The organism is Marinobacter sp. CHS3-4, assembly GCF_030053415.1.
In the GTDB taxonomy this organism is placed as follows: Bacteria; Pseudomonadota; Gammaproteobacteria; order Pseudomonadales; family Oleiphilaceae; genus Marinobacter.
Genome location: NZ_JASGBJ010000004.1, coordinates 47,231 through 58,277, shown reverse-complemented (window position 1 = coordinate 58,277; position 11,047 = coordinate 47,231). Strand labels below are relative to the sequence as shown.

At 56.3% G+C, this 11,047-nt stretch carries 10 protein-coding genes; all 10 read right to left on the bottom strand.

Annotated features, from left to right (window positions below):
* Positions 1 to 75: 75 nt before the first annotated feature.
* The 10 genes from QLQ17_RS15665 to QLQ17_RS15620 all read right to left on the bottom strand — a co-directional run bounded on the left by QLQ17_RS15665 (position 76) and on the right by QLQ17_RS15620 (position 10,973).
* Positions 76 to 564, bottom strand: coding sequence for a prepilin-type N-terminal cleavage/methylation domain-containing protein (locus tag QLQ17_RS15665; RefSeq protein ID WP_283210546.1), 489 nt, complete (start codon positions 562 to 564; stop codon positions 76 to 78).
* A gap of 31 nt (positions 565 to 595) precedes the next feature.
* On the bottom strand, positions 596 to 1,111 hold the full coding sequence (locus QLQ17_RS15660) for a pilus assembly FimT family protein (RefSeq protein WP_283210545.1): 516 nt from the start codon (positions 1,109 to 1,111) through the stop codon (positions 596 to 598).
* Positions 1,112 to 1,143: 32 nt separating this feature from the next.
* Positions 1,144 to 1,725, bottom strand: coding sequence for a hypothetical protein (locus QLQ17_RS15655; protein WP_283210544.1), 582 nt, complete (start codon positions 1,723 to 1,725; stop codon positions 1,144 to 1,146).
* A gap of 16 nt (positions 1,726 to 1,741) precedes the next feature.
* Complete coding sequence (locus tag QLQ17_RS15650) at positions 1,742 to 2,971, bottom strand: type II secretion system F family protein (RefSeq protein WP_283210543.1); 1,230 nt, start codon at positions 2,969 to 2,971, stop codon at positions 1,742 to 1,744.
* A complete protein-coding gene (locus QLQ17_RS15645) occupies positions 2,971 to 4,752 on the bottom strand; it encodes a GspE/PulE family protein (protein WP_283210542.1) in 1,782 nt (593 codons plus the stop codon). Before QLQ17_RS15645 ends, QLQ17_RS15650 begins: the two co-directional genes overlap by 1 nt.
* A gap of 3 nt (positions 4,753 to 4,755) precedes the next feature.
* Positions 4,756 to 5,868 (bottom strand): tetratricopeptide repeat protein, encoded by a 1,113-nt coding sequence (locus tag QLQ17_RS15640; protein ID WP_283210541.1) that lies wholly within the window; start codon positions 5,866 to 5,868, stop codon positions 4,756 to 4,758.
* Positions 5,865 to 6,704 (bottom strand): ExeA family protein, encoded by an 840-nt coding sequence (locus QLQ17_RS15635; protein ID WP_283210540.1) that lies wholly within the window; start codon positions 6,702 to 6,704, stop codon positions 5,865 to 5,867. Before QLQ17_RS15635 ends, QLQ17_RS15640 begins: the two co-directional genes overlap by 4 nt.
* A 1-nt stretch (position 6,705) precedes the next feature.
* A complete protein-coding gene (mshL, locus tag QLQ17_RS15630) occupies positions 6,706 to 8,430 on the bottom strand; it encodes a pilus (MSHA type) biogenesis protein MshL (protein WP_283210539.1) in 1,725 nt (574 codons plus the stop codon).
* 336 nt (positions 8,431 to 8,766) lie between these two features.
* Positions 8,767 to 9,462, bottom strand: a complete 696-nt coding sequence (locus QLQ17_RS15625; protein ID WP_283210538.1) for a type II secretion system protein M — start codon at positions 9,460 to 9,462, stop codon at positions 8,767 to 8,769.
* Positions 9,459 to 10,973, bottom strand: a complete 1,515-nt coding sequence (locus tag QLQ17_RS15620) for a PilN domain-containing protein (RefSeq protein ID WP_283210537.1) — start codon at positions 10,971 to 10,973, stop codon at positions 9,459 to 9,461. The genes QLQ17_RS15625 and QLQ17_RS15620 overlap by 4 nt, the downstream gene beginning before the upstream one ends.
* Positions 10,974 to 11,047: the final 74 nt, after the last annotated feature.

Below are 11,047 nucleotides of genomic sequence, written 5' to 3'. Positions count from 1 at the left end.
CCCTCTGAAGTTTCACCACGATCGCAAATTGATCTGCGATTGTGGTGAAACTTCTCTGGACGAACCCGCTAGCGATTAATCACACGAATCAGCAGCGGCATTCATAGTGCTCACTGCCCCGACGGTCGGAGGCGTATTCGCCCCAGTTGAACCAGTAAAATTGAAACAGGGGCTGTCTTCGACCGGTGATGCAATGGTCACATAGCCGTCCGGGGTAGCCGTATCATCAACAGTGAAATCGTCTAATTGGGCTGCATCGCTAACAGACTCGATAGCGAGGTAACCATTCAGAAGGTCGACATCGGTTCCCTCGAGCGTGATGGCATCGGCGGACGTAGTGGTTCCATTACCCGTCGCGAGCGCGGTTGAGCGCACAATGCCTAGAGCCGATTTCACACTACCTCTCGCACCTTCGATCGAAGCTTCTTCAGCCTCGCCACCCAAATCCGCAAACCGTGGCAACGCGAACGCCGCCAGGATGCCCAGGATGACGATGACCATGACCAGCTCGATCAATGTAAAGCCCTGTTCTTTTTTCACTGCCAATGAGTTCATCATGTTCATGGTTTTCTCCTCACACTGCGTCATCGCAGCATTAATTGATCGTGGTGGTTACGTCGCCCGTGGCCGGGTTGTAGGTGATGTTGTCCGCGCCGCCGTTCAGGTTGTAGTCGTATTGGCATTCGCTGGAACCGTTGAAGGTCGCGTCGTAGTCGTCGGTGTTCGCTGTTGTGGACACAGATGGAGCATTGGATTGCATCAGACCGTTCCAGAGATCGACGCAATCGGCGCTGTCCATGGCTGCGACCGTGCCCTTGTCACCCGCGACACTGATGGGCCAGCCGTCAGCACTCATGTCGACGTTTTCAGCACCGAACCCCGGCAAGTCTGTTTGCGCACCGGCAGCACCCCGGGCTGTCCATTGGGCACGGGTCAGGGCGACGGCTGCTGCATACGCGCCAGATGTGCCCTGGATGCTTGCGCGGTGCGCTTCATCCGAAAGCTCAGCAAAACGCGGCAACGCAAACGCCGCCAGAATCGCGAGGATGGAGATAACCACCACCAGTTCAATCAGGGTGAAACCTGCAGAACGATGCTTGGGTGCTTTCATAAATCTGGCCTCCTTGAGGCAATGTATAGAACTCAGTCACTTGCCGACGATGTCACCGTCGTCGGGACTAATTTCAACCCCGACTGCGGCTCGTCTTCGTCCAGGCTTCCATTGCCATTCCGGTCCTGGAATTCGATACCCACAACCCAACCAAGGGGTGCTTCGCGGCTACCTTGCCGTTCTTCCAAGTTTATCGGCTGAGATGGGCGGAATATAACCCGCCCTGAACCCGCCTGCTCTGCCTTTTTGTATCCGGCGTTACCCGTCTGTAACGGTCTGAAACACCACTTGCCTGGCTCGGGACTGGCTGCCCCGCAAATGCCGGTATAGCCAGCCGGTGGCTCCTCGAACCACTCAAACGGGTTCGCACCTGCCTGAGCCTCTAAATGGCGATCTGAACTCAGACGAATTTCTGCCCCTTTTACAACCAGTACACTGCGTATCTGATTGAGCGTGAGTTTCGCGCTTTGTTCCTGGGCTCTTTCAAGTGCATCCTCCAGTGAGTCTAGCAGTAGCCATGAAAGCACCAGCAGCACCGTCATCACCATCGCCAGGCGCAGGCGGCGCGAGTTGGCCATGCTGCCTGCAGCATCCTGCGGGTACTTGTTGATCATCCCCGCTCCTTGTAAATCACCCCCGCCCCATGGCGGCCGCCCCCAGATCCCAGATTGGCAGGAATACACCCAGCGCCAGTATCAACACCAGGATGCCCATGGCCACGATAAGGATGGGCTCAATCGATTCCGCCAGCCGCTTCAAACCGTAATCCACGTCTTCGTCGTAAAAGTCCGCTACGTTTACCAGCATGTTGTCTACAGAGCCGGTTTCCTCACCAACGGCAATCATCTGCAGGATCAGCGGAGTAAACATATCGCTGTGCCGAGCCGTACGAAGCAGACTCTCCCCTCGCTCGATCCCATATCGCATTTCTTTGATATGAGTGGAAATCCAGGCATTGTCCGTTGCATCCGCCACAACACTCAGAGCACGCGTGACTGGCATACCCGCAGATAACATGCTCGCAAAATTACGGGCGAAACGGCTCAACGTAATCAGCTCTAACAGTGGCCCGATAATAGGCATCTTCAATTTATACCTATCCCACGTAAGGCGGCCCTGTTCGGTTTCCTTCCACTGCTTGACCAGGATGGCCCCGACAACGATCGCTGCCAGCAAAAAATACCAATAGCCCAGCAAGAAATTGGAAGTTCCTACCAGAACCTGGGTTAAAAACGGCAGATCTGCGCCAAGCTTGGTGAACACCGCTGAGAACTTTGGAATAACCAGAAAGTTCACCACCATCAGGGCCCCGAACAGAGCGATAACCACAAAAGTCGGGTACCGCATGGCCTGCTTGAGACGACGCTTGGTGTCTCGTTCCAGTTCAAGAATGTCTGACAGCCGCTTGAACGCGTCATCCAGCTGACCGGTATTCTCACCCACATGAATCATGGCGATGAACAGGTCCGGAAAAACCTTCGGGTGTGCCTGCATGGCTGCCGCCATGGTCGCACCACCTTCCAAACGGGAAGTGACGTCATCCAGAACCTCGCCGAGTTCCGGCGAACGCGTGGTATCGGCCAGCCCACGCATGGTGCGAATCAACGGAATTCCGGCTTTGGTTAACGCGTACATCTGCCGACAGAAAACAATCAGCTCGTCCAGAGACACCTTCTTGCGAAACAGCGGCAGTTTCGAGAGTTTGTCGCTGAGCGAATCCGATTGTTCAATTTCGCGAATTGACAGGGGCGTTATACCGCGACGCATCAGTTCAGACGCCGCCGCATCGGCATTAGGGGCAGCCAGGTCCCCCTGCTGAGTGGCCCCTCGGCTGTCTTTCCCGCGGTAGGCGAACTGCATCAGTCACTCTCCTCAGGCGAGCTATCCTCGGCCACTTCATCGACCAATTCAGGCACGTCCTCCAACGATACGTCCCCTTCAGAGGTTGCAGCAACGCGGGATACCTCATCCAGTGTCGTTACGCCCTGAAGTGCAAAGTCCATAGCGCATAGGCCCAGGGGGCGATACAAGCTGCTTTTTCTGGATTCCCTGGTGAACTCGGCGATATCCTGACGACGCAGGGCGTCCAGCATTCGCTCGTTCATTTCCAACATTTCGTAAACACCCAGTCGACCCCTGTAGCCACTGTTACTGCATTGATAGCAGCCGCGGCCGTGTACGAATCCTGCTTCCAGGTCCAGTGGATCCAGATTAAAACCCTGCAACCAGACTTTCTCCTGGTCGGTGGGCTCGTATGACTCCACACAGTTGTCACAGACTTTTCGTACCAACCGCTGCGCCACAACACCCAGCAATGAACTGGCAACGAGAAACGGCTCAACGCCCATATCAATCAGGCGCATCGCGCTGCTGATGGAGTCATTGGTGTGCAGGGTCGACAGCACCAGATGGCCAGTCATCGCGGCACGCAGGCCAATCTCGGCGGTTTCGTGGTCTCGCATTTCACCGACCAGAATCACGTCCGGGTCCTGACGTAGGGAAGCCCTCAGTACCGAGGCAAAATCAAGCCCAATTTTGGGGTTCACCTGCACCTGGGTAATACGTGGCAGCCGGTATTCCACCGGGTCTTCCGCCGTGATGATTTTCACTTCAGGGCGGTTCAGCTCTGTCAAAGCGCCATAAAGTGTGGTGGTTTTACCGCTACCGGTTGGCCCGGTCACCAGAATCATTCCGTGCGGCTTCTTGATCATGCGGCGAAAACGCTCCAGAAGCTTCGGCGGCATCCCGGTGCTTTCGAGGTTCAGCATGCCCTGGCTTTGATCCAGCAGTCGCATGACGACCGACTCACCGTACTGTACCGGCATGGTGGATACCCGCACATCGATACTGCGGCCTTTTACCCGCACGTTGAAACGGCCATCCTGGGGTACGCGTTTTTCAGAAATGTTCAAACCGGCCATCAGCTTCAGGCGCAGAACCAGCGCGGAATTTACGCGCTTCTCTTTCATCACCTGTTCCTGAAGCACACCATCGACCCGCTGGCGAATCCTCACAACGGCCTCGTCAGGTTCGATGTGAATATCCGAGCTGCGGGCCTGTACCGCATCCTCAAAGAGTGTCTGGAGCAGTTTTACAACGGGTGCTTCTGCGCTTTCCGATTCGGCAGACAAATCCGCCAGATCAAAGGCATCGTCGCCCAGTTCGTCTTCGAGCTCTTCCGCCAGCGACGCAATTTCATCCGTGCGGCGGTAAACCAGGTCCAGGGTGCTGAGCAACTCGCTTTCGCGAACTACCGCCTGCTTTATGGGCTGCTTGAGTACCCGAACCAGCTCGTCGTAGGCAAAAATATCGAGCGGGTCGGCCATGCCCACCAGCAATTCGCCCCGTTGTTCCGCCAGCACAATGCTTCGGAACCGCCGGGCCATAGCCTCGGGCAGTTTCTTTACCAGTTCATTGTTGAACTGGTAATGACGGAGTTGCACGAAAGGGACGTCCAGCTGACGCGAAAGAATGTTGAGAAGGTTATCCTCCTCGACATAGCCAAGATCGATCAGCGTCCGGCCCAATTTGCGGCCCGTGTTTTTCTGCTCACGCAGAGCGGTCATCAACTGCTGTTCAGTGATGACTTCGTTCTGGACAAGCAGATCGCCAATTCGGATCTTTTTCTTCGCTTCAGCCATGAATCATCCTGCCCTCAGAGACCGCAGCCGACGCTGCACGTAATCTGCCAGCGAAGGCGACAAACCCGGCAATGCTGCCGCCTGTTCATAGGCCCTTGCGGCGCTGCGGACCTGACCCTGGTCTTCAAGTGAAATGGCCAGGCCGACCCACCAGGGCGCTTTACTATCGTCCCAGGCAATCAGTTCGGCCCAGTGGCGCGCCGCTTCTTCACTGTTCCCCTGTTGCTGTAACAACGTAGCTAGTGTCACTCGGTACTCTGGCTGATCCGCCACCGCCGGCACTCGGGATTGCAGCGTTTCCAATGCGGCCTGCAACTCTCCATTGGCATGCAGAGCCCGCGCCCTCAACATTCGCAACCGTGCGTCACGACCGGCGGCAATTGATGGCAACCAGTTCAGGGCGCGACCAGGATCACCCTCAACCAACAGCGCTCTGGCGACAACAAACCGGCTAAGAGGCGCTTCCTGTGTCTGTATCAGTCCGGCGAGACGACGTTCGGCCTCTTCGATTCGACCATCAGACACCAGGCTTTCAAGATTTTTGGCCGTTTGACGGTCATTTGCCTCCGGGCTCTGGGGCGTCGTTTTTACCACTGGTGTTTCGGACTCTTCAGGCTCAACTGTTGCGCTGTTGGATTCGGCTTCCTGTGGCTGCTGCTCAGACGCAGCCCTGGCGGATTCTGCTGGCTCTCTCGCCGCCACTTCTGGTTCCGGTTTCTCGAGTTGATCGGCAACCCGTGGTTCAGGCGCGGGTGATGTTTTCGTGGAACTTTCCCTCTCAGGTTCAGAAGGAGCGGGAGCGACGATTTCAACGCGGGTTTCAACGGAAGAAGCAGGCTGCGGATCGGCCTCTGCAGCCTGTGAGCGCTGAATTTCACCCTCGCGGGATTCAGCCAGTGCTACCGTGCTGTCGGCGCTAGGCGAAGTCATTTCCCGAGTAACTAGCCAATAAGCCGTCGCTATGCCAGCCACCAGCATGATCAAGAGCAAAAGGATAACCAGCCAACGACGGCCACCCTGGCCTCCCTGAACGGCATGGCCGGTGTAGGCACTTGGCGCCTCCGGTCTGTGCTGCCGGTGTTCCGCTGCCCTCAGGGCATCATTGAGCAGGCTCATAACCACCTCACCAGCAGGTTTGGCACCTGAGCGCTGTCGGTATCGCGAATGGCCTGCATCACATGTCCCCGACTTACCTGGCGATCACCTTTACCCCAGGCGGCGAGCAATGCTTTGTGAGCAATGATGTTGACCAACCTTGGGATACCGCCAGAGGATCGAGTGATCAGCCGCAGAGCCGGTGAGGAGAATAGCTCACCGCCGTTATAGCCGGCTTGTGCCAGCCTGTGGCGTAAGTATTGTGCCACCAGCACCTTATCCAGCGGTGCCAGGCGATACTGAAACGTGATTCGCTGCCTGAGTTGGCGCAGGCTGTCTCGCTTCAGCAGCTCATCCAATTCTGGCTGGCCAAACAACACCACCTGCAACAGTCGTATGCTTTCTGTTTCCAGATTGGTCAGCAGCCGAAGCGCTTCGATGGTTGCTTCCGGCATCGCCTGAGCTTCATCAATCACCAACACAACCGGGCGTTGCTCCATGGCCAGAGCAATCAACCGGTCATTTAGAGCCTTCAGAACCTGATGGGTGTTGCCACAGGCACTGACATCCACGCCCAGCTCTTCAGCGACCGCCTCGTACAGCGTTTCGGGCGTCAGATGGGGGTTCGGAATATAGGCGGTGTAAGCTTCCTGCTCCAGCTCATTGAGCAGAAGACGGCAAAGCAGGGTTTTTCCCGTGCCCACCTCGCCCGTGATCTTGATAAAGCCTTCACGCTCTTTCAGGGCGACCAGCAGTAACTCCAGCGCATCGCTGTGGCTGCGCGCCCGCAAGAAGTAGCGGGTGTTGGGCGTCAATGCAAACGGTGCTTCCTGCAGTCCGAAATGGGCTTCGTACATGCTATCGCCTGGCTTTCTCCGCCTGAGGAATGGTCGACTTCGAGGACTCCAGCACTTCGCGCAGCACTCTCATGCGTTCCCGGCTGGCCGATACGTCCGCTTTCATTTCCTCTGCCCCCGCAACGATAGGACGCAAAAGTATGACCAGCTCACTTTTGGTGGATTCGAATTTCCGCTGCTTGAACAATTCGCCCACAACAGGAATTTCGCTAAAGAAGGGAACGGCCGAGTTGTTGTCCTCGCTGGAATTCTGGATCAGGCCACCAATCACCACGATCTGGCCACTTTCGGCCCGGATCACGCTGTCCGTCTCTCTTACCGTGCTCCGTGCCAGAGGAAGCGTGACATCGCGGTTTCCGACCGTGATCAGTTTCTCCTGGTCGCTCACTTCACTGACCGAGGGATGCACGTGGAGAATGATGGTGCCGTCTTCGGAAATCTGTGGTGTCACATCCAGTGAGATGCCGGAGAAAAACGGAGTCAGCTCAACCGAAGTGGACGTGCTGTCGGACGACGAATTGGCATTACTGTCGTCTTCAAAATCAATGTCGGTCACGAAGAATTCATCGGTTCCTACCTTGATGACGGCCTTCTGGTTGTTGACGGTAGAAATCCGGGGGCTGGACAGGATTTGTACGTTGCCCTGATTGCCCAGCAACTCGATCAGGCCGGTGAAATCGCCGGCGCGCACACTGGCCGAAAACAGACCGCCAATATCAGAGGTCTGAATCACCTGCCCCGCCAGGGCCTGAGCCGTAAAGTCTTCTGGTAAACCATCCGACGCGGTAATACTTGACGCACTTTGGAGATCAGCCCAGTTAACCCCCTGCTGATAACCCTCATTCAGCTGAATCTCAAGGATCTTGGCTTCCAGCACGACCTGACGCTGCATGATCAGCTGAGTACGGCGCAGATATTCCTCCACCTGGCGCATGCCCTGACTGTCCGACCGAACCATGACGAGACCGGCGCCGGGATTGACGATCACCTGATTGCCACCCTTTGCCCCAACAATCATCTCAAGCGCCTGCTCGATGTCTTCCCAGAAATTGGATTCGGTTTCTGTGGAAATCTGGGTGCCGACCAGGTTCGTGGTTTGATCTTGGCCATCAGAGGCGCTTGACGCTCCGGAACTATTCCTGGAGCTGCTGACCTGCCCCGAACTGACACGGGTCTCTGACCCGCCACGACGCTTGAAGTGCAGATAATCGATGGGAAACATCCGGGTCTGCGCGCTGCTTGTTTTCACCTGGAACAGGCGCCCGTTGCGCTCAATGTCCAGGCCATAGAGTTCACTGGCAATATCCATAACCTCAGGCACGGAAACATCGCGCAGCCTCAGGTCAATCTGGGCCTCCACGCCCGGATACACCACCACGTTGTAGCGGCTTCCCTCCACCAGGGCCTGAAAGAATGGGCCTGCGGCAAGCCCGCTGGCATTCACATCGAATCGTTCATCCCCTCCGGTACCGCTTTCCAGAGATGGCAGTAGAGCCTGGCTCAGAGAATCGTCCATGGCAGGCGTAGTTTCTGCACCTGCTTCATCCTGCTCTTTCGGCTCACCTGCCGCCTCGGCAAGCTCGTCATCAATGGCCTGGGCGGCATCTGTGGACGTTGCCTGGCTGGTTCGCATCAGCGGATTGTTACTGCATCCTGCCAAGGCGACGACCATCACCAGGCTAATCATGGTCTGATTGAATGTCATGGCTGCTCGTATCTGTGTCATTGGGAACTCCGCACCTGCGGAAGGGTTTCAAGACTGATAACGCGTACTCGTCCCTGAACAATCAGCTCTACCCGGTCTGGATATATCCGCTTTAAGCGAACACCCTGGAATATTTGGCCCTCCTGGCGGGCTTGTCCGTCTATTACGGCCACTTTGCGGCCTGCACCGATGATGATCGACTCAAGAGAAAACGACCGCTGCGGTTTTGATTCCACCTTTGGTGTCTGAAAACCGTTAGGGCGCGTTGGATCGTTCAATGCGTGAGCTAGCCCGGCCCACAAAGCCAGAATCAGCACAAGAAATCTGCATAAAATACAGTTAGCTCGGTTCGTCATGTCAGACTCCCAGCCAGGCCCGGTCAAGACTCAGGGTTCTTACCCGAAGACGGACTTCGTTATCCGGGTATTCCTGCATTTCATAATCCAGCGATACCCACCCCAGCCGGCTATCCATCGCTTCCAGGGTTTGAACATATTCCAGTACGTTCAGGTAGCCGCCCCGAATAACCAACTCAACGTCGTGAGCATAAAGCAACGGCCCGGAGCGATTGTCGGATTCTGGCTCGCCATCGCCCGCAGATGACTGGCCACGTTGATCAAAAATCGGCGTGGGCGCAAGCAACTCGACTCTGACCAGTTCCAGTTTTTCCTGCGCCGCCAGGATATCCTGAAGCAGCTTAACCATTGCTCTCGGCGCGATCAGTTTGCCAGTCGTTTCTGCGAGCTGTGCGTCCAGCCTGTCCAATCGAGCCTGCCGAGACGCCAAACGCTCCTTCAGCTCCTGAGATGGATCAGAGGCCAGGCGTTGGGTTAGAGACCGTTGCTGTTCCAACAGAGCCTGTTCCTGCTGGGCCAAACTGGCTATCTGCGCATTGAGCGATTCATTGCGTGAAACCACAGGGGTGACCGCCAACTCCCAGATCACCACCAGGAACAGCACCAGCACGGTAATTGTGATCAGCGCTCGTTCCCGTATCGGGCGCTCGTTGAACCAGTTCGCACCTTGCTCCCAGTATTGCTTGAGCGCGCTCATTCAGCGTCCTCCGCATCCTGATCTGTGGCCACGCTGAATTCGATCCAGCGTTTATCCTCACCACGATCCAGCCTGAACAGACCAAAGGTGCGCCCCTGAAACGCCGGCTCTTCACCCAACGCTTCCAGGTACTGAGGAACCAGCTGACCGGCCTGGGTTCGGCCATTCAGCGCCACATGGTCGGTTTGGGAATTCAACTGAATGCGGGTCAGCCATAACCCGCCCGGAACCTGCCTGGCGAGCGCAGACAGTGATGCGGCGAAACCGGCCGAGTCATCAGTCATCAAGCGCTCAACCTGAGCCAGTAAGCGCTGCCGTCGGATCAACGTGTCATTAACTCGCTGCAGTGCCGCTTCAATCTGTGGATCCGGCTGACGTGCTTCGGCCTCTCGGGTGAGCTGATCAACAGTTTGCTGTAATTGATCGGTGCGCCGTTGTTGATCGGCAAGCTTGGTGGTCAACTCAGCGTTCTGATAACGAACAAATCCGGCAACGGCTATCAGGAAGAGCAACACCACCATCAACAAGGCCACGGCACTGCCTGCCTGGAGTTTTTCTTTACGCGGGCGGAGCTCTTCCACGTACAGATCGACTTCCTGGCGTTCGTCAGAGGATCGGTTTGCGGCAGCAAGGCTCGCACTCCAAGCTACGAGACAACGACTGTCTATGCCATCTTCAACACCCACGTCGGACCAGTCCAGGGGCTCAACAACGCCCGCAAGATAGGAACCCAGCATTGAGGACAGCGGCAGCGACGTATCCCGGGTCACGAAACGGATCAACGCAGGCGGGACCTGCCCTAGCTGGCTCTCGTAATAATCCAGTGAACGTTGCATTTCCAGTGCGAGCGATTGCACAGCGTTTTCCTGACGAGACGCATCGTGCAAATCCTCAGCGGCAACGTCCAGACGGCGGGAGAGGTAAAGAACATCGCCTTTGCAAACCACCATCTGTCCGTAACGCCCCCGCATGTGAACCAATGCGGCGCCCCGTTGGCTCTCATCCAGGCGGGCGACCAGATGGCGTAGCGCCAGCTCAGCAATATCAATGGATACCAGTTCGAGATCACTGTTTTCGACCAGATCCACCAGTTCCCGGACTAACGATTTGCGCGCGGCAACGACGTTGACCAGATCGCCACGGCCTCTGGAGGCGTCTTTTGGGAAGGGAAACACATCAGATACGGCGTCGGAAGGGCTGAAATCCAGGAAGTCTTTCAACTTCCATTTCAGCGCATCGCCCAGTTCAGACTCTTCAACACCTTCAGGCCGATCCAACTGAAAGACCTGGTATTGATCCAACGGAAGAACCAGAGTCGTGCTGGCCCCGGTCCAACCGTTCTGTTCAACCGCTGCAGCGAGCTCCTGCTCTCGTTTGGCGGGAGAGCACTCGATAAAACCCGCTTCATTACCGGGAGTCGCCCAGGCAATGCCATCGGGGCGAATCTCTAGATACAGCGTGTGCCGGCGTTTTGAACGACCGACTATTTTTGTTATTAAGCTTCGGACCACTCGATAGCCTCAGCGTGCAAAAGCAGGAAAATACGCACCACGTCTCAATACTAGTTGAAGTATCGCTTCTAATG